Below are 17,184 nucleotides of genomic sequence, written 5' to 3'. Positions count from 1 at the left end.
ACGAAGGTGTTTGGATGATCGACACATTTATCGCCCATTTTGGCGAAATACTGCCCTTCATCCTGATCGGCTTCGGCGCGCAGATTATCGATGGCGCCCTCGGCATGGCCTATGGCGTGATTTCCAGCACCCTGTTGCTGGCCATGGGCGTGCCGCCCAGCCGCGCGTCCGCCAGCGTCCATGCCGCCGAAACCTTCACCACCGGCGTGTCAGCGATCAGCCATATCCTGCACCGCAATGTCGACTGGGGCCTGTTCGCCCGGCTCGTCATTCCCGGCGTGATCGGCGGCGTGGCCGGCGCCTACCTGCTCTCCAATATCGACGGCGCGATCATCAAGCCCTTCGTCCAATTCTATCTGGCAGCGATCGGCATCTACCTGATCTGGCGCGGCTTCCATTTCCCCCCGCACAGCAAGAGCCCGAAATGGGTCGCGCCGCTGGGCCTGGTCGGCGGATTCATGGACGCATCGGGCGGCGGGGGCTGGGGCCCGGTCGTGACGTCCAACCTGCTGATCCAGGGATCGAGCCCGCGACACACCATCGGCACGGTCAACAGCGTCGAATTCATCCTGACCCTGTCGATCAGCCTGACCTTCCTGTTCCATTTGGGCTGGGAAAGCTTCACCACCTACACGATCGGCCTGCTGATCGGCGGCGTGGTGGCAGCCCCCTTTGGCGCCATGCTGGCCCGCCATGTCGCCCCCAAGGTGCTGTTCGTGGCCGTCGGCATCATCCTGACCCTGACGTCGGCCTTCGGCATCGCCAAATATCTTGGTTATATCGGATAATTCGCTTATATTCGGATTTCTAATTCAGGAATCCGATAAATGTCGAACTACATGCCCACGCTCAAGCAGCTGCAATATCTGGTTGCGCTGAAGGAACATGGCCATTTCGGCAAGGCGGCCGACAGCTGCTATGTGACCCAGTCCACCCTGTCGGCCGGCATCCGCGAACTGGAGTCCCTGATCGGCGTCACACTGGTCGAGCGAACGCGCCGCGTCGTGCGCTTCACGGCGCTGGGCGATCGCATCGTCGAAAAGGCGCACCGCGTCCTGCGCGAGGCGGAGGAGCTAGCCGCGATCGCCGAGGCGTCGGGCAAGCCGCTGACCGGTGAATTGCGGATGAGCGTCATCCCGACGATCGCGCCCTTCCTGCTGCCGCGCCTGCTGCCGCGCCTGCGGGCCGACCGGCCGGAATTGAAGCTCTACCTGCGCGAGGAAACGACCCAGGCGGCGATCGATTCGCTGCGCCATGGCAATGTCGACTGCGTGCTGATGGCTCTGCCCTATCCCACCGGCGAACTGGACAGCGAGATATTGTTCCAGGATCCGCTCTATGTTGCCTTCCCGCGCGACGATCCGACCAATCCGCCGGACTGGATCAAGCCGGACATGATCGACGAGAACAAGCTGCTGCTGCTGGAGGACGGGCATTGCCTGAAGGACCATGCGCTGGCTGCCTGCAATCGCCCCGACCTGCGCGCCAGCGCGACGATGATGGGCACCTCGCTCCACACGCTGATCCAGATGGTCGACAATGGCCTGGGCGTCACGATGCTGCCGGAAATGGCGCTGGCCGGCGGCATATTGGAACATACCAATATCACCGCGCGCCCGCTGCAGTCCGATCATGCCTGGCGCGATATTGCCCTAGTCTGGCGCAAGAACAGTCCGCGCGAAAAGGAATTCCATCTGCTCGCCGAGATATTGCGCGACGCAGCGGACCATCCCGCGATCCGCGCCAACGCCGCCTGATCGATCAGCGATCCCAGCCCTGCGCCTTGGCCTCATCCTCGGCGCGGGGCGCGACCCAGGCGCCTGCGCCATCGGCATAATACGCCTTTTTCCAGAAGGGCGCGCGCGATTTCAGCCAGTCGATCAGGAAGGCGCAGCTTTCCAGCGCCGCCGCGCGATGCCGCGATGCCGTGCCGACGAACACGATCCGCTCGCCCGGCAGCAACCGACCATGGCGATGGATGATCGACAGCCCCAGCAGCGGCCAGCGCGCCATCGCCTCCTCCGCGATCCGTTCAGCCTGGCGCTGCGTCATCGCCGGATAATGTTCCAGTTCCAGCGCCACCAGCCCCTCTTCGCCGCGGACGATACCGGTGAAACTGGCCACCCCGCCGCCGCCCAGCGCTTCGAGCGCGGCCAGTTCAGCCGAAATATCGAAATCATCCGCCTGGATGGCGACCCGTTTCATCCACCCGTGACCGGCGGGAACAGCGCCAGTTCCCGCGCCGTGCCGATTGCCTGATCGAAACCGACAAATTGCTGGTCCAGCGCCGCGCGCAACCGATCGGGATCGGCCAGCGCCTCGGCATAGCCACCGCCCTGTGCCGCCAGTCGCGCTACCAGTTCCGCTACGGTCTCATCTGGCGAAGCCAGTTCGACCCGCTCGTCATCGCGGCCAATGGCTTCGCGCACCCAGGCAAAATAGACGAGGGTCACAGCGGCCATGCCGGTCAGTCCATATGCTTGATGCCGACGCGCAGATAATCCCAGCCGGTAATCAGCGTCAGGATGGCCGCGGCCCACAGGGTCAGTATGCCAACGCTCTGCACGAAGGGGAATTGCGGCACGGCACCGGCCAGGATCAGGGCGCCCAGCGCGATCAACTGGAACGTGGTCTTCCACTTGGCCAGGCGCGACACCGGGACAGACACCTGAAGGCCGGCCAGAAATTCCCGCAGCCCCGACACGGCGATCTCGCGCAGCAGGATGATCATCGCGGCTGCGATATGGATGCCGGCAATGTCGCGCGTCGCGGCGAGCATCAGGATGACCGCGCCGACCATGATCTTGTCCGCGATCGGATCAAGGAACACGCCCAGCTTGGACACGGCGCCCTGCGCACGGGCGAGGTAGCCGTCGAAATAGTCGGTGATGCCCATCAGGCAGTAGAGACCGAAGGCAAGGCCATAGCCCGTGGTCCAGCGCGCGCCCATCTCGCCGGGCCACAACAGGGCCACCAGCAAGGGCACGGTGATGATGCGCGAAAGCGTCAGCAAATTGGGCAGCGTCAGCATCAGGGCGACCTGCCACAGTCCCGCATCGGGCACAAGCGAAGGCAGCAAGAAGTGAACAGGAAATTGGACAGGCCCGCCTGCAGCGGCTAGACCGCCCCCCGGTCGTCCACAGCGAAAAGCCAAACGCACTCATGCAAGCCTCACTCAGGCTCCTCAAAAAGCGCCGTTTTCTGCCGCTTTTCATCACCCAGCTTCTCGGCGCCTTCAACGATAACCTGTTCAAGAACGCCATGGTGCTGTTCGTGGTGTATCAGGTCTATAATGACGAGCGGTCCGAAACCTGGTTCAGTGCGCTGGCCACCGGCATCTTCATCATCCCCTTCTTCCTGCTGTCCGCCCTGTCGGGCCAATTGGCCGACCAGCGCGACAAGGCCGTCATCATCCGCTGGGTGAAGGCAGCCGAAATCGTCATCATGACGGTCGGCGCGACCGGCCTGGCGCTGATCTGGAGCGGCATCGCCGTCCATATCCTGGCGATCCCGCTGCTGCTCGCCGCCCTGTTCGCGATGGGTATCCACTCCACCTTCTTCGGCCCGATCAAATATGCGATCCTGCCCCAGCATCTGCATGATGACGAGGTCCTGGGCGGCACCGGGCTGGTGGAAGCCGGCACCTATATCGCGATCCTGGCCGGCACCATCCTGGCCGGCATCATCCCGATCGAGGCCGCGGCCATCGGCGTGGTGGTGACCGCCTTCATCGGCTATTTTGCCAGCCGGGCCGTGCCGCCCGCCCCGTCGCTGCTCGCCAAGCAGCCGATCGACTTCCACGTCATCCGATCCTCGGTCGCGCTGGTACGGGGCACGATGCACATTCCGCGCCTCTATCTGGCGATCATGTCGATCAGCTTCTTCTGGGCCGTGGGATCGGTGCTGTTCATCCAGTTCCCGCCGCTGGTGAAGAATGTCCTGACCGCCGACAAGTCGGTTGCCAGCCTGTTCCTGGCGATCTTCTCGATCGGCATCGCGATCGGATCGATCGCGATCAACCGGCTGCTCGCCGGCCATGTCTCGGCCAAATATGCCCCCGCGTCGGTGATCGGCATGGGCTGCTGCATCATCGCCTTCCATGTGGTGTGCGACCTGTGGACGCCGGCACCCGGTGGCCAGATGCTGCCGCTCGCCGGCTTCCTCGCCCATCCGATGGCGATCCCGCTGTCGCTCTGCCTGCTCGGCGTGGCGACCTTTGGCGGCATGTTCGTGGTGCCGCTCTACGCCTTCCTCACGACCACGGTCGAGAAGTGCGAGGCGGCGCGCACCGTGGCGGCCAATAATATCGTCAATTCCGGCGCCATGGTGGTCGGATCGCTGATCGCGATCGGCCTGACCCTGGCCGGCCTGGAGGTGGTCTATCAGCTGCTGCTGGTGGCGGCGATGTGCCTGCCCTGCGCCTGGCTGGCCTGGCGGCTGCACAAGGCCTGTGACGGCCCGACCTGCGGCGGCGAGCTTTAGAAGATGAAGCTGTAGAAAGCCGTGAAGAAGGCCGAAAAGCTCAGCACGAACAGCTTCCAGTCATTATCGTCGGAGACGGCAACATCACGGCGCCGACGCGCCTGCGACGACGCATCGTCCGTCAGCTGGAAGATGTGACGGGGTAGCCGCTGCCGAAAGGGGTGACGGGCGGCTTCGTTGGTGAGGACGAGGACTCGGTTTCTCATAAGGATTGGTTAACGCGATATTTACCATTAGTTCCATGGCAAATTTCGTAAAATCCGGGATGTCCCGTCGCGGGACAGACTTGACCGTATCAACAACATAATACAGCATGGCTGTGCCGATGACCGAAATGCCCAATCCCGCCCCTACCGGCACGCCTGCCCCGGCCGCTGACGAAGCGCGCCCGTTCGGCGCCGGCCCGCCCAGCGCCTTTACCCCGCCCACCCCGTGGAAGCGGCGGCTGCAGATTTTCGGCTGGATCGTGGCGGCAGGGCTGGCCCTGTTGATGCTGATCATCGCCTGGCTGGCGGTGACGGCGCCGATGTCGCGTTCGCTCCAGCCCATTGCCCCGCCCAGCATCAGCCTGATGTCGGCTGACGGCCATCTGGTCGCGCGGCGCGGCGCCATCATCGACAAGCCGGTGGAGGTGGCCAAGCTGCCCGCCCATGTGCCCCAGGCCTTCATGGCGATCGAGGATCGCCGCTTCTATGACCATTGGGGTGTCGATCCGCGCGGCATCGCCCGCGCCATGTGGCACAATATCTGGTCAGACGGATCGTCGCAGGGCGGCAGCACCATCACCCAGCAGCTGGCCAAGGGCGTATTCCTGTCCAGCGACCGGACCATGGGCCGCAAGGCGCGCGAAGCGCTGATCGCCTTCTGGCTGGAGGCCTGGCTGACCAAGGACCAGATCCTCGAACGCTACCTCTCGAACGTCTATTTCGGCGACAATGTCTATGGCCTGCGCGCCGCCTCGCTCCATTATTTCGATCGTCAGCCCGAACGGCTGACCATATCCCAGGCCGCGATGCTGGCCGGCCTGTTGAAGGCGCCATCGCGTCTCGCGCCGACCAGCAATCTGAAGGGCGCACGTGCCCGCGCCGCGCTGGTGACGCAAGCGATGGTCGAGGCCGGCTATATCAGCAAGGCCCAGCGCGATCAGCTCGCCCCGGCCCGCCTGGATGTCCGCGAGTCCCCGGATGCCACCAGCGGCACCTATTTTGCCGACTGGGTGCTGCCGGAAGCGCGCGACCGGGCCGGCGCCGTCTATGGCGCGCAGGAGGTGAAAACGACGCTCGACTGGCGCATCCAGCGCCTCGCCGAAGCCGCGATCCGGCGCGCGCCGCTGGGCGGGGCACAGGTGGCGCTGGTGGCGATGAAGCCCGACGGCAGCGTCGTCGCCATGATCGGCGGCAAGAATTACGAGAAGAGCAGCTTCAACCGCGCCGTGCAGGCCAAGCGCCAGCCCGGCTCCACCTTCAAGCTGTTCGTCTATCTCGCGGCCTTCCGCGCCGGCATGACGCCCGACGACATGATCGAGGATACGCCGATCACCACCGGCACCTATCGCCCGGCCAATCATGGCGGCAAATATCGCGGCCGCATCACGTTGCGTCAGGCCTTTGCCGCGTCGAGCAATGTGGCGGCGGTGCGCCTGACCCAGAAGGTCGGCGTCGACAATGTCATCAAGGTTGCCCGCGATCTGGGCGTTACCGCGCCGCTGACCGAAGATCTCAGCCTCGCGCTCGGCACGTCGGAAATCCCGCTGGTGGAACTGGCCGAGGCCTATGCGTCGGTGGCAGCCGGCGCCTATCCGGTGCTCGCCCATGGCCTGCCGCCCGAGGAACAGGGCTGGTTCGACCGCCTCATGAAGCGCCAGCGTCATTTCAGCGACGACCAGCTCGAAATGATCCGCGACCTCCTGTCCTCTGCCGCCAATCGCGGCACCGGCAGCGCCGCGGCGTTGCGCACCAGCACCTTTGGCAAGACCGGGACGACACAGGATAGTCGCGACGCGATTTTCGTCGGCTATGCCGGCGGCCTGGTGACGGCGGTGTGGATCGGCAATGATGACAATGCCCCGCTGCCCGGCGGCGCGGCCGGTGGCGGTGTGCCAGCACGTATTTGGCGCAATTTCATGGCCGGCGCCATCAACGAGCCGGTCGAGAAGGTGCCCGAGGAAGAGCAAGACCCCGATCTGGTCAACGCCATCGCCAATGTCAGCGTCGAAACCGGCATCGGCAATGTCGGCGTCGGCATGGATCAGGGCGGAATGACCGTCACAATCGATGGCAACCAGCTTCGCATTCCGTCCGACCAGCCTTTGCCGCTGCCGCCGCAGGGCGTGCCCCCACCGCGGATCGCGCCGACCCAGCCACAGGAAAATGAACCGCCGCAGCCATGACGGCGATTTCGATACCCCGCATTTCATGGCTTCGCGCCCACACGAACAAGCCGTAAAATTGCGTATATTATGTAATCATACCTAGTCTTAACCTACTGACAAATCTCCATTTCCCCTGCCCGTCTGATCGATGATATAGTGCGATTCCCTTCCACTTCAGAGGTCATACGATGAATGGAGCATATGGCCGAGAGGACCATTCGACGCAGAAGGCGCTCGCGGCCCGCTGGACCATAGCGGCCGAGGCCATGGAAGCCCTGGCCGGCGCGCGGTCCCTGGATGCGGTGGTCGCCGTCCTGCGCGCCTTCGCCCGCCGCGCCGTCGGCGCAGACGGTATCGCGGTCGTGCTGCGCGACGGCGACAAATGCCATTATATCGCCGAGGACGCCAAGGCGCCTTTATGGGCCGGGCAACGATTTCCGGCGGAAACCTGTGTGTCCGGCTGGGCGATGCTGAACCAGGAAACCGCGGTCATCGCCGACATATTCGACGATGTCCGGGTGCCGGTCGATGCCTATAGCCAGACCTTCGTCCGCAGCATGATCATGGTGCCGATCGGCCGGGTCGACCCGATCGCCGCCGTGGGCGCCTATTGGTCCGAGCCGGCGATGCCGACCGACAATGAGATTTCGCTGCTCGAAGCGCTGGCGCGGGCCGCGTCCACCGCACTCGAAAATGGCCGGCTCTTCAGCGCACTCGAATCCCTGAACGATCATCTGGACCAGCGCGTGCGCGAACGCACGAGCGAACTGGAAAGCGCGCAGGACAAGCTGCGGCAAATCCAGAAGATGGACGTGCTGGGCCAGTTGACCGGGCATGTCGCGCACGACTTCAACAATCTGCTGACGCCGATCATCGGCGGGCTGGACCAGATCATCGCCGGCGGCCGATCCCCCGAAGCGGTAGCGCGCACCGCCAATATCGCGATGCAGGCGGCGGAAACCGCGCAGACGCTGGTCAAGCGGCTGCTCGCCTTTGGCCGTCGCCAGCCGTTGCAACCGACATCGGTCAATCTTTCCGAGACGCTGGAGAATATGCAGACCTTGCTGGTCAGCACGGTCGGCCCGCAGATCATTCTCCATGTCGACGCCGCGCCGGATGTGCCGCCGGTGCGCGCCGATCGACATCAGCTGGAACTGGCCATCCTCAACCTGGTGGTCAACGCGCGCGACGCCATGCCGAACGGCGGCCAGGTCATCATTTCTGCCGAACGGTGCAAGAGCCGCCTCCCCGTGCCACTGATCCCCGGCCAATTTGTCTGCTTGCGTATCACCGACACCGGCATTGGCATGACCCCGGCAGTCAAGGCGTCCGCGACCGAGCCCTTCTTCACGACCAAGCCGGTCGGTCATGGCACCGGGCTTGGCCTGTCGATGGCCCATGGCCTGGCCGGCCAGTTGGGCGGTGCGCTGGAAATCGTCAGTGAAGTGGGTCAGGGCACGGAAGTCCAGCTCTGGCTGCCAATCGAGAAGCAGAAGCCGGTGGCCATCGTGGCGGATGGCGATGGCGGCGAGATCGCAGCAACGCAAGGCAAGGTGCTGCTGATCGACGACAATGCCCTGGTCCGCCATGGCACGCGGGAAATGCTGACCGACCTTGGCTATGACGTGGTCGACATCGACAATGCCGAACTGGGGCTCAGCATGATCGCCGCCGACTTCCGGCCCGACATCGTCGTCACCGACCATATCATGCCCGGCATGACCGGCGCCGAACTGGCGCTGCGGCTGCGCGTCGACCATCCCGAAATCGCGTTGCTCATCATATCCGGCTATGAAGGCGTCGACCTGATCGCGCCGGATATTCCGCGCCTTTCCAAGCCCTTCCGCCGCCAGCATCTTCAGGCCAGCATCGCAGCAGCGCAGGCCCAGACCGTAGGGCGCGCCTAGAGCGCCTGCCCGGCCGCCCAGCCGCTGGCCCAGGCCCATTGGAAATTATAGCCGCCGAGCCAGCCAGTGACATCGACCGCCTCGCCAATGGCGTAGAGGCCCGGCACCTTGGCGGCTTCCATCGTCCGCGACGACAGGCCAGCGGTGGCGATTCCGCCGACCGTGACCTCCGCCTTGGCATAGCCTTCGGTGCCGGACGGGATGAAGGACCAGCCCGCCAGCCGCTCGCCAATCTGGCGCAGGGTCTTGTCGGGCAGATTGCCAAGGTCACCCTGCGTGCCGATCCGTTCGAGCAGGGCATCGGCCATGCGCTCGGGGAAGCGCTCGACCAGCACGCGCCGCAAGCCGGTGCGCGGACGATTGCGCTTTTCGGCCAGCAACCAGTCCACGCCGAGATCGGGCAGGAAATTGACGTGGATCGGCGTGCGATGTTCCCAATAGGAGGAAATCTGCAGCATCGCCGGGCCGGAGAGGCCCCGATGGGTGAAGAGCGCCGCCTCGCGGAACCGGGTCTTGTTCCAGCGCACCTCCACCTCCGCCGAGACGCCCGACAGCGACTGGAACAGCGCGTCATCCGGCCCCAAGGTGAAGGGCACCAGCGCCGGCCGGGGCTGCACCACCTTGAGATCGAACTGGCGCGCGACCTCATAGGCGAAGCCCGTAGCGCCCAATTTCGGGATGGACGGGCCACCGGTCGCCAGCACCAAAGACGGCGCCGACACGATGCGATCGCCCAGCTTGACGCGAAACAGGCCATCGCCATGGCTGATATCCGTCACCGGCTGGCCCAGCGCCATGGTCACGCCGCCGGCCGCGCATTCCTCTTCCAGCATCGCCACGACCTGCTTCGCCGATCCGTCGCAGAAGAGTTGCCCCAGCGTCTTTTCATGCCAGGCGATGCCATAGCGGCCGATCAGGGTAAGGAAATCCTGCGGCGTGTAGCGGCCCAGCGCTGATTTGGCGAAATGCGGATTGGCCGACAGATAGCGGTCGGCAGCGGTATGGATATTGGTGAAATTGCAGCGTCCGCCGCCGGAGATCAGGATCTTCTTGCCCGGTGCATCGGCATGGTCGGCCAGCAGCACCCGGCGTCCACGCTGGCCGGCGGTGGCAGCGCACATCATACCCGCGGCGCCGGCGCCCAGGATTATCGCGTCATAATCGCCCATCACCGCCCCCGCTTCATGCGCACGATGGCCTCGTCCAGCGCGGACAGGAAGCGGGATCGATCCGTCTTGGAGAAAGGCGGCGGCCCGCCGACCGGATCGCCCACGGCGCCGGCGCGCAGGTCCGCCATGATCGCCCGCACCGCGATCGCGCTGCCGATCGAAGCGCTGGTGAAGGGCTTGCCATTGGGCGCGATCACCCCCGCCTCGGCCTTGAGGCAACGGTCGGCGAGCAGGATATCAGCGGTGATGCACAGCGTATCGGCACCGGCGCGTTCGGCGATCCAGTCGTCGGCGGCGTCGAACCCGTCGCTCACCACCACGCGGTCGATCAACTCATGCGCCGGAATGCGGATCGGGCTGTTGCTGACGATGGTGACCGGCACGCCATGGCGGAAGGCAACCTTGTAGATTTCCTCCTTCACCGGGCAGGCGTCGGCATCGACCAATATGTGCATCGCCGCGCTGTCCTTTCGTTCCGGCCATTCGCGGCGGCGATAGGCGGACAGGGACAAACGCGCAATGGGCCGGGGAAACGCCCCGGCCCATCCTGTCGTCAGCGCCCGACGATTTCGAGCAGATGCGGCGGGTAGCGCTCGCCCTCCACCGGGATGGCATCGGCCGCCGCACGGATCCGGCTCAGGTCGGCGTCACTCAGTTCGACCTTGGCCGCGCCCAGATTTTCCTCCAGCCGGTGCAGCTTGGTCGTGCCGGGGATCGGCACGATCCAGGGCTTCTGCGCCAGCAGCCAGGCGATCGCGATCTGTGCCGGGGTCGCGTCCTTCTCGGCCGCGATGCCCTTGAGCAGGTCGACCAGCGCCAGGTTCTTCTCCCGCGCTTCGGCGGCAAAGCGCGGCAGGCTGTTGCGGAAATCGCCCTCGGCCAGTGCGGTATCCTTGCCGATCGCGCCGGTCAGAAAGCCCTTGCCGAGCGGGCTGTAGGGCACGAAGCCGATGCCCAGTTCCTCGCAGGTTTCAAGGATGCCGTTGGTTTCCGGGCCACGGGTCCAGAGCGAATATTCATTCTGGAGCGCGGCGACCGGCTGCACCGCATGGGCGCGGCGGACCGTCGCGGCCGACGGCTCGGACAGGCCGAAATGCCTGACCTTGCCCTCGGCGATCAGGTCCTTGACGGCTCCCGCCACATCCTCGATCGGCACGGCCGGATCGACGCGATGCTGGTAGAAAAGATCGATCACCTCGACACCCAGCCGCTTGAGCGAGGCGTCCGCCACCGCGCGGATATTGTCCGGCCGGCTGTTGAGCGCGCCAAGACCGGCGCCGATGTCGAAGCCGAACTTGGTGGCGATCACCACCTGGTCGCGCACCGGCGCCAGCGCGGCGCCGACCATTTCCTCGTTGGTATAGGGGCCATAGACCTCCGCGGTGTCGAAGAAGGTGACACCGAAGTCGACAGCTGCGCGGATCAGCTTGATCCCTTCATCCTGGCTGACGGCTGTGCCATAGCCGAAGTTGAGGCCCATGCAGCCCAGGCCAATGGCCGAAACCTCCAGCCCGCTCTTGCCCAAAAGTCGCTTTTCCATAGCGGTCACTCCGATTTGATGTCCGAACGGAAGATAGGCTGTCGCCAAGCGGCGGATTAGATCATAAAAGCGGCAAGACTTTATATCCGGAGTTCATGAATGCGGCGCGAAGAGCTGGTCGACCTCAACGCCTTCCTGATGGTCGCCGACACCGGCAATTTCACCCGAGCGGCCGCGCTGCTCGGCACGTCGCAGTCCGCGCTCAGCCATACCATAAGGCGGCTGGAAACGCGCCTGGGCGTGCGCCTGCTCACCCGCACCACCCGCAGCGTCTCCTTGACCGAGGCCGGCGATCGCCTGTCCGCCACGCTGCGCCCGGCGCTCGACAGCATCGCGACCGAACTGGCTTCGCTCGGCGACCTGCGCGAACGGCCGGCCGGTACCATCCGCATCACCGCCGCCGAACATGCCAGCAACACGGTCGTCTGGCCAGCATTGCAACGGCTGTTGCCGCGCTATCCCGACATCCATGTCGAATTGAGCATCGATTCCGGCTTTGTCGACATCGTCAAGGAACGCTTCGATGCCGGCGTGCGGCTGGGCGAGGCGATCGCCAAGGATATGGTCGCCGTGCGCATCGGCCCGGACCTGCGCATGATCGTGGTCGGCGCGCCCGCCTATTTCGCCAGCCGCCCGGTGCCACGCGCACCCCAGGATCTGGCCGCGCATGACTGCATCAATCTGCGCCTGCGCAGCGCCGGCGGCCTTTATGCCTGGGAACTGGAAAAGGACGGCCATGAAATCCGGGTGCGGGTGGAGGGGCAACTGGCGTTCAACAGCATCGAGATGATCCGCCGCGCCGCCCTCGCCGGCTTCGGCCTCGCCTTCGTGATGGAGGATCAGGTGCGCGCGGATATCGACGAAGGCCGGCTGATCCCGGTGCTGGAGGACTGGTGCCCGCCCTTTGCCGGTTATCATCTCTATTATCCCAGCCGCCGCCAGCCGGCCGCTGCGTTCAGCATCTTGGTCGACGCGCTGCGCTATCGCGGCCCCTAGGCCATTTTGCCGCCTTCTCCCGCAGGCATAACTGTCCTACATGGAGGGACAATGAGCGCATCCCTCTACAATAACGACATTCTTCGCCTCGCCGCGAGCATCCCGCACCACCAGCGGCTGGCCGATCCGCAGGCCAGCGTGGAAAAGCGATCGCCGACCTGCGGCTCGCGCATCACCGCCGATGTCCGCATGGCCGACGGCAGGCTCGCCGAAATGGGCCTGGACGTGAAGGCCTGCGCCCTGGGCCAGGCCTCCGCCGCGCTGATGGCGGCGCAGGCGATCGGCCTCACTGCTGACGAACTGGCAGAGGCGCGCGACAAGCTGGCCGCCTATCTGTCGGGCGAGAGCGAGGATCTGGATTTCTGGCCCGGCCTTGCAGTGCTGGCGCCGGCCCGCGGCTATCCCGCGCGCCACCCCTCGATCCGGCTTGGTTTCGAAGCGATTGCCGAAGCCGCGCGGATGGCGGACGCCTGATGCCGGTCGCCGAAACCGCCATGTCGGCCACCGACGTCCTCCTGTCCGAAGGCGTGATCCTGCTCGGCGTCGCCGTCGCCTTCGTCCTGCTGTTCCGCCGCTTCGGCCTGGGTGCGGTGCTGGGCTATCTGGTCGCCGGCGCCCTCGTCGGCCCGCAGGGGCTTGGTCTGGTCGGTGGCGCGGAATCAAAGCTAGCGATTGCAGAAATCGGCATCGTCCTGCTGCTCTTTCTCGTCGGCCTCGAACTCCATCCCGCGCGCCTGTGGCGACTGAAGCGCGACATCTTTGCGCTCGGCCTGGCACAGGTCGTTCTGTGCGGCCTCGCCCTTACCGCCATCATCTTCTATTCGACCGGCTTCACCTGGGGCGCAGCGATCGCACTCGGCTTGCCGCTCGCCCTCTCCTCGACCGCACAGGTGCTGCCCAGCCTCAAATCCAGTGGCCGCATCAACTCGCCCTTTGGCGAGAAGGTCTTCTCGATCCTGCTCTTCCAGGATCTCTCGATCGTCCCGCTGATCACCATCGTCGCCGCCCTGTCCCGCAATCCGGCAGACGCTGGCGGCCCGCCCGGATGGGTGCTGGCGGGCTATACCGTCGCCGCGATCGCCGGGCTGGTGCTGGCCGGCCGCTTCATCCTGCGGCCGTTGCTCAACCTGGTTGGTCGGCAGGGCGAGCGCGAACTGTTCGTCGCGGTCGGCCTGTTCACCGTGCTGGCCGCCGCATCGGTGATGCACAGCCTGCACCTCTCGACCGCGCTTGGCGCCTTCGTCGCCGGCGTGATGCTGGCCGATTCGCCCTATCGCCACGAGATCGAGTCCGACGTCGAACCGTTCCGTTCGATCCTGCTCGGCCTCTTCTTCCTGGCCGTCGGCATGGTGCTGGACCTGCGCGCCGTCGCCGCCAATCCCCTGTTCGTCATCGGCATGGCGGCAATGCTGGTGGCCGCCAAGACCGCGATCATCGCCCTGCTCGCCCGGCTGTTCGGCATGGCCTGGCAACAGGCGCTGAGCGCCGGCCTGCTACTCTCCCAAGGCGGTGAATTCGGCTTCGTTCTCTTCGCCCAGGCGCAGAATGCCTATCTGATCGCACCGCAGGCGGCGAGCCTGTTCAGCGCGATCGTCACCTTCTCCATGGCGACCACGCCCTTCCTGATGCTGTTTGCCCGCCGCTTCGAATTCGCCCAGCCCAAGGATCGCGACGACCTGCCGGGGCCGGAGGATGCGCCGCGCGGCAGCGCCATCATCGTGGGCTATGGCCGGTTCGGCCAGACCGTGGCCCAGATGCTGATGGGCCATGGCTTCGGCGTCGTGCTGATCGACAAGAAGCCCGCCCAGATCGAGGTGTCGAGCCGCTTCGACATGAAGGTCTATTATGGCGACGGCACGCGGATCGATCTGCTCCGCCGCGCCGGTGCCGACGAAGCCCGGCTGATCGCCTTCTGCATTGACGATCCCTCGCTGGACGGGCGCGTCTTGCAGCCCATTGCCGAGGCCTTCCCCCAGGCCGCGCTGATGGCGCGCGTGTTCGATCGTCGCCAGATCCTGGCGATGCAGGATATCGAACTGGCCGGCGTGGTGCGGGAAGTGTTCGAATCGGCCATCTGCATGGGCGTCCAGGCGATGCAGACGCTGGGTGTGCCGCCCGAAGAGGTCGAGGAAGTCGAGCGCCAATATCGCGAGAATGACGGCCAGCGGCTCGCCCTGCAGATCGAGCATGGAAATTTGCTGGCGGCCAAGGATCTGATGTATCGCCCCGGTCGGGGCATGCGCCTGCGCGCGCGCGGAGATGGAGAAGAAGCATGATCGCCATTCTGGCCGCCCTGTCGGCAGCGCTCGCTATTGCTGCCGGTGCCTTTGGCGCCCATGGCGCCGCCAGCCCGCAGGCGGCGGAGTGGCTGCGCACCGGCGGCCTCTATCAGTTGATCCATGCCGTCGCGGTCCTGACGATCATGGGCATCACGCGCGGCGGCGCCCTGTTGCTGCTGATCGGCGCGGCGATCTTTGCCGTCAGCCTCTATGCCATGGCGCTGGGGTGCCCGCGCTGGCTGGGCGCAGTGACGCCGATCGGCGGCGCGATGATGATCGGCGGCTGGTTCTGGGCCGCCTTCAACTACTGGCAGCGGGGCTGACCCAGCCACTTGCCGCCGCCGGAGGAGACGCCTAGATAATCGCCATGGCAGACCATCAGCACCATCATCATCAGGAACCCACCGGCAAGAAGCTGGCCGACGCGGCGCGGGCTACGCTGGAGGCGAAGGATGAGCAGTGGACGCCGATGCGCGCCGCCATCTTCGACGCACTGGCGGCCGAAGAAAAGCCGGCATCGGCCTATGATATCGCCGACACTGTGTCCAAGGCGCGCGGCAAGCGGGTCGCGCCCAACAGCGTCTACCGCATCCTCGACCTGTTCGTGGCGAACAATATCGCGATGCGGGTGGAAAGCGCGAACGCCTATATCGCCAACGCGCATCCCGGTTGCCATCATGACTGTATCTTCCTGGTCTGCGACAGCTGCGGCCAGGTGACGCATATCGACAATGATCCCATCACCGGATCGCTGCGGTCGGTGGCGGAAAAGGCCGGATTCGCGCCGGCGCGTCCAGTGATCGAGGTGCGCGGCACCTGTAGCGCCTGCCACTGACGGGCGGTTCATGACCATCATCGAATGGGTCGCAGCGGCGCTCGGCCTGGTCAATGTCGCGCTGGTGGCGCGCCGTTCGCTGTGGAACTATCCGTTCGGCATCGCCATGGTCGCGCTCTATTTCTTCGTCTTCTTCGAGGCGAAGCTCTACAGCGACGCGCTGCTGCAAATCTTCTTCCTGGTGATCAACGCCTATGGCTGGTGGAACTGGGTGCATAGCGAGAAGGTCGCCGACGGCGGCATAGCGGTGGCGCGCCTTAGCGTTCCGGCCCGCCTCGCCTGGATCGCGGGCACTGCGCTCGCCAGCCTGGCCTGGGGCATGGGCATGGCCCGCTTCACCGATGCCGCCGCGCCCTTCGCCGACGCCATGATCGCCGGCATGAGCGTCGCCGCGCAGATATTGCAGTCGCAGCGCAAGGTGGAAAGCTGGGTGCTGTGGGTGGCGGTCGATGCCCTTGCCACTGGCCTGTTCTGGAGCCGCGGCCTGATCGCGACGTCGATCCTCTACGCCATCTTCTTCTTCATCGCGCTATGGGGCCTGATCGCCTGGCGCCGCACGATGGACCAGGCGCCGGCATGACCCGCGGCTTCCTGCTCGGCAAGTTCATGCCGCCCCATGCCGGGCACCAGATGCTGATCGACAGTGCGCGGGCGATGGTGGATCAACTCACCATCCTGGTCTGCTGGTTGCCGGACGATCCGATCCCAGGACCGCTGCGGCTGCAATGGATGCGCGAATTGGCGCCGGGATGCCGGGTCATCGGCCATGATGCCATCGTGCCGCAGGCGCCTGAGGACTCCGACGACTTCTGGCCGATCTGGCGCGCCATCGTGGCACAGGCCCATCCCGAGCCGATCGACCTGCTGTTCGCGGGCGAAGCCTATGGGCTGCGGCTGGCGCAGGAAGTGGGCGGGCGCTTCGTGCCGCTGGGTGCCCGCATCCTGGGCGCGGACCAGGACGGACTGGGCGGCCTGTCCGCCAGTGCCGTGCGCGCCGATCCCTGGAGCCATTGGCGCTGGATCGCGCCGCCGGTCCGCGCGCATTTCACCCGGACGATCGTGCTGCATGGCGTCGAAAGCACCGGCAAGTCAGTGCTGGCCGAACGGCTCGCCCGGCGTTTCGACACGATCTGGGTGCCCGAATATGGCCGTGCCCAGGCCGAAGTTCACAGTGTCGATATGGACGAGGCCGACCTGCTGCTGATCGGTGCCGCCCAGTCCGCGACGATTGCGGCCGGCCAGCGGCTGGCGAACCGTCGCCTGTTCGCCGACACCGACGCGCTGATGACGGCGGCCTGGGCCGAGATGATGATCGGCCATGCGCCCGACGCGCTGCTCACCTACCCGAAGGCCGACCTCTATCTGCTGCTGGAACCCGATGTCGCCTGGATCGACGATGGCACGCGCATCTATGGCGACGATCCAGTGCGGGCGCGATTTGCCGATATCAGCCGGAACGTGCTGATCGACAGCGGCGTTACCTGGGCTTCGGTCGGCGGGGATTGGGACAGCCGTTTCACCCGCGCCGTTTCCCTGATTGAAGATTTGGCGCCCCCCTGCATGACGTCAGGGTTCGACTTGGCGCAGGAAAGCGAGTAGGCAGTT

General features: G+C 65.5%; 19 protein-coding genes. 12 read left to right on the top strand and 7 right to left on the bottom strand.

Features of this window, described 5'->3' with window-relative positions; translation table 11 throughout:
* Positions 1-14: 14 nt before the first annotated feature.
* Both DIZ22_RS05685 and DIZ22_RS05680 read left to right on the top strand, forming a co-directional pair.
* Entirely contained in the window at positions 15-788 is a 774-nt protein-coding gene (locus DIZ22_RS05685; RefSeq protein ID WP_004212403.1) for a sulfite exporter TauE/SafE family protein, read from the top strand.
* 39 nt (positions 789-827) lie between these two features.
* Positions 828-1,757, top strand: coding sequence for a hydrogen peroxide-inducible genes activator (locus DIZ22_RS05680; protein ID WP_004212401.1), 930 nt, complete (start codon positions 828-830; stop codon positions 1,755-1,757).
* A gap of 4 nt (positions 1,758-1,761) precedes the next feature.
* Here DIZ22_RS05680 and DIZ22_RS05675 read toward each other — a convergent pair whose 3' ends face one another.
* Genes DIZ22_RS05675 through pgsA form a run of 3 tightly spaced genes read right to left on the bottom strand, consistent with a single transcriptional unit; the run spans position 1,762 to position 3,031 of the window.
* Complete coding sequence (locus tag DIZ22_RS05675) at positions 1,762-2,205, bottom strand: molybdenum cofactor biosynthesis protein MoaE (protein WP_048936572.1); 444 nt, start codon at positions 2,203-2,205, stop codon at positions 1,762-1,764.
* On the bottom strand, positions 2,202-2,462 hold the full coding sequence (moaD, locus tag DIZ22_RS05670; RefSeq protein WP_048936573.1) for a molybdopterin converting factor subunit 1: 261 nt from the start codon (positions 2,460-2,462) through the stop codon (positions 2,202-2,204). The genes DIZ22_RS05675 and moaD overlap by 4 nt, the downstream gene beginning before the upstream one ends.
* A gap of 5 nt (positions 2,463-2,467) precedes the next feature.
* Positions 2,468-3,031 (bottom strand): CDP-diacylglycerol--glycerol-3-phosphate 3-phosphatidyltransferase, encoded by a 564-nt coding sequence (gene pgsA, locus DIZ22_RS05665; RefSeq protein WP_004212395.1) that lies wholly within the window; start codon positions 3,029-3,031, stop codon positions 2,468-2,470.
* Positions 3,032-3,162: 131 nt separating this feature from the next.
* Between pgsA and DIZ22_RS05660 the strand changes: the two genes are divergently transcribed.
* The gene (locus DIZ22_RS05660) at positions 3,163-4,482 is read left to right on the top strand and encodes an MFS transporter (RefSeq protein ID WP_048936574.1); all 1,320 of its coding nucleotides are present in this window, start codon (positions 3,163-3,165) and stop codon (positions 4,480-4,482) included.
* Here the strand turns inward: DIZ22_RS05660 and DIZ22_RS05655 are convergent.
* The gene (locus DIZ22_RS05655) at positions 4,479-4,688 is read right to left on the bottom strand and encodes a hypothetical protein (protein ID WP_004212393.1); all 210 of its coding nucleotides are present in this window, start codon (positions 4,686-4,688) and stop codon (positions 4,479-4,481) included. The two genes, DIZ22_RS05660 and DIZ22_RS05655, sit on opposite strands and share 4 nt — an antisense overlap.
* A gap of 107 nt (positions 4,689-4,795) precedes the next feature.
* Here DIZ22_RS05655 and DIZ22_RS05650 point away from each other — a divergent pair, with 107 nt between their 5' ends.
* Together DIZ22_RS05650 and DIZ22_RS05645 are read left to right on the top strand one after the other, a co-directional pair.
* Positions 4,796-6,871, top strand: a complete 2,076-nt coding sequence (locus DIZ22_RS05650; protein WP_048936575.1) for a PBP1A family penicillin-binding protein — start codon at positions 4,796-4,798, stop codon at positions 6,869-6,871.
* 170 nt (positions 6,872-7,041) lie between these two features.
* Positions 7,042-8,760 (top strand): ATP-binding protein, encoded by a 1,719-nt coding sequence (locus DIZ22_RS05645; protein WP_048936576.1) that lies wholly within the window; start codon positions 7,042-7,044, stop codon positions 8,758-8,760.
* Here DIZ22_RS05645 and DIZ22_RS05640 read toward each other — a convergent pair.
* The 3 genes from DIZ22_RS05640 to DIZ22_RS05630 form a co-directional block, all read right to left on the bottom strand.
* The gene (locus tag DIZ22_RS05640; RefSeq protein WP_048936577.1) at positions 8,757-9,929 is read right to left on the bottom strand and encodes an NAD(P)/FAD-dependent oxidoreductase; all 1,173 of its coding nucleotides are present in this window, start codon (positions 9,927-9,929) and stop codon (positions 8,757-8,759) included. The two genes, DIZ22_RS05645 and DIZ22_RS05640, sit on opposite strands and share 4 nt — an antisense overlap.
* On the bottom strand, positions 9,929-10,384 hold the full coding sequence (locus DIZ22_RS05635; RefSeq protein WP_048936684.1) for a YaiI/YqxD family protein: 456 nt from the start codon (positions 10,382-10,384) through the stop codon (positions 9,929-9,931). Before DIZ22_RS05635 ends, DIZ22_RS05640 begins: the two co-directional genes overlap by 1 nt.
* 98 nt (positions 10,385-10,482) lie before the next feature.
* Positions 10,483-11,469 carry an aldo/keto reductase gene (locus DIZ22_RS05630; RefSeq protein WP_048936578.1) on the bottom strand — a complete coding sequence of 329 codons (987 nt, stop codon included), beginning with the start codon at positions 11,467-11,469 and terminating at the stop codon, positions 10,483-10,485.
* A 99-nt stretch (positions 11,470-11,568) separates the two neighbouring features.
* On the opposite strand from DIZ22_RS05630, the gene DIZ22_RS05625 reads away from it, so the two are divergent.
* Genes DIZ22_RS05625 through DIZ22_RS05595 form a run of 7 tightly spaced genes read left to right on the top strand, consistent with a single transcriptional unit; the run spans position 11,569 to position 17,178 of the window.
* Positions 11,569-12,465, top strand: coding sequence for a LysR family transcriptional regulator (locus DIZ22_RS05625; protein WP_122928026.1), 897 nt, complete (start codon positions 11,569-11,571; stop codon positions 12,463-12,465).
* A gap of 51 nt (positions 12,466-12,516) precedes the next feature.
* Positions 12,517-12,939, top strand: coding sequence for an iron-sulfur cluster assembly scaffold protein (locus tag DIZ22_RS05620; protein WP_017499237.1), 423 nt, complete (start codon positions 12,517-12,519; stop codon positions 12,937-12,939).
* On the top strand, positions 12,939-14,741 hold the full coding sequence (locus DIZ22_RS05615; RefSeq protein ID WP_048936580.1) for a cation:proton antiporter: 1,803 nt from the start codon (positions 12,939-12,941) through the stop codon (positions 14,739-14,741). The genes DIZ22_RS05620 and DIZ22_RS05615 overlap by 1 nt, the downstream gene beginning before the upstream one ends.
* Positions 14,738-15,067 (top strand): DUF423 domain-containing protein, encoded by a 330-nt coding sequence (locus tag DIZ22_RS05610; RefSeq protein WP_048936581.1) that lies wholly within the window; start codon positions 14,738-14,740, stop codon positions 15,065-15,067. Before DIZ22_RS05615 ends, DIZ22_RS05610 begins: the two co-directional genes overlap by 4 nt.
* A 44-nt stretch (positions 15,068-15,111) precedes the next feature.
* Entirely contained in the window at positions 15,112-15,579 is a 468-nt protein-coding gene (locus tag DIZ22_RS05605) for a transcriptional repressor (protein WP_048936582.1), read from the top strand.
* A gap of 10 nt (positions 15,580-15,589) precedes the next feature.
* Positions 15,590-16,159, top strand: coding sequence for a nicotinamide riboside transporter PnuC (pnuC, locus tag DIZ22_RS05600; RefSeq protein WP_048936583.1), 570 nt, complete (start codon positions 15,590-15,592; stop codon positions 16,157-16,159).
* On the top strand, positions 16,156-17,178 hold the full coding sequence (locus tag DIZ22_RS05595; RefSeq protein WP_048936685.1) for an AAA family ATPase: 1,023 nt from the start codon (positions 16,156-16,158) through the stop codon (positions 17,176-17,178). The genes pnuC and DIZ22_RS05595 overlap by 4 nt, the downstream gene beginning before the upstream one ends.
* The last annotated feature ends 6 nt before the right edge of the window (positions 17,179-17,184 follow it).

It is taken from the genome of Sphingobium sp. LF-16, assembly GCF_003711185.1.
In the GTDB taxonomy this organism is placed as follows: Bacteria; Pseudomonadota; Alphaproteobacteria; order Sphingomonadales; family Sphingomonadaceae; genus Sphingobium; species Sphingobium yanoikuyae_A.
This window is presented reverse-complemented; position numbering and strand designations above follow the sequence as displayed.

Bases quoted from the DNA above. Each gene is read 5' to 3' on its own strand.
- DIZ22_RS05645 (WP_048936576.1), top strand. From the start codon at position 7,042: ATGAATGGAGCATATGGCCGAGAGGACCATTCGACGCAGAAGGCGCTC.
- DIZ22_RS05655 (WP_004212393.1), bottom strand. From the start codon at position 4,688: ATGAGAAACCGAGTCCTCGTCCTCACCAACGAAGCCGCCCGTCACCCC.
- DIZ22_RS05630 (WP_048936578.1), bottom strand. From the start codon at position 11,469: ATGGAAAAGCGACTTTTGGGCAAGAGCGGGCTGGAGGTTTCGGCCATT.
- DIZ22_RS05660 (WP_048936574.1), top strand. From the start codon at position 3,163: ATGCAAGCCTCACTCAGGCTCCTCAAAAAGCGCCGTTTTCTGCCGCTT.
- DIZ22_RS05605 (WP_048936582.1), top strand. From the start codon at position 15,112: ATGGCAGACCATCAGCACCATCATCATCAGGAACCCACCGGCAAGAAG.
- DIZ22_RS05635 (WP_048936684.1), bottom strand. From the start codon at position 10,384: ATGCACATATTGGTCGATGCCGACGCCTGCCCGGTGAAGGAGGAAATC.
- DIZ22_RS05675 (WP_048936572.1), bottom strand. From the start codon at position 2,205: ATGAAACGGGTCGCCATCCAGGCGGATGATTTCGATATTTCGGCTGAA.
- DIZ22_RS05640 (WP_048936577.1), bottom strand. From the start codon at position 9,929: ATGGGCGATTATGACGCGATAATCCTGGGCGCCGGCGCCGCGGGTATG.
- DIZ22_RS05650 (WP_048936575.1), top strand. From the start codon at position 4,796: ATGGCTGTGCCGATGACCGAAATGCCCAATCCCGCCCCTACCGGCACG.
- DIZ22_RS05615 (WP_048936580.1), top strand. From the start codon at position 12,939: ATGCCGGTCGCCGAAACCGCCATGTCGGCCACCGACGTCCTCCTGTCC.
- pgsA (WP_004212395.1), bottom strand. From the start codon at position 3,031: ATGCTGACGCTGCCCAATTTGCTGACGCTTTCGCGCATCATCACCGTG.
- DIZ22_RS05680 (WP_004212401.1), top strand. From the start codon at position 828: ATGTCGAACTACATGCCCACGCTCAAGCAGCTGCAATATCTGGTTGCG.
- DIZ22_RS05620 (WP_017499237.1), top strand. From the start codon at position 12,517: ATGAGCGCATCCCTCTACAATAACGACATTCTTCGCCTCGCCGCGAGC.
- moaD (WP_048936573.1), bottom strand. From the start codon at position 2,462: ATGGCCGCTGTGACCCTCGTCTATTTTGCCTGGGTGCGCGAAGCCATT.
- DIZ22_RS05595 (WP_048936685.1), top strand. From the start codon at position 16,156: ATGACCCGCGGCTTCCTGCTCGGCAAGTTCATGCCGCCCCATGCCGGG.
- DIZ22_RS05610 (WP_048936581.1), top strand. From the start codon at position 14,738: ATGATCGCCATTCTGGCCGCCCTGTCGGCAGCGCTCGCTATTGCTGCC.
- DIZ22_RS05685 (WP_004212403.1), top strand. From the start codon at position 15: ATGATCGACACATTTATCGCCCATTTTGGCGAAATACTGCCCTTCATC.
- DIZ22_RS05625 (WP_122928026.1), top strand. From the start codon at position 11,569: ATGCGGCGCGAAGAGCTGGTCGACCTCAACGCCTTCCTGATGGTCGCC.
- pnuC (WP_048936583.1), top strand. From the start codon at position 15,590: ATGACCATCATCGAATGGGTCGCAGCGGCGCTCGGCCTGGTCAATGTC.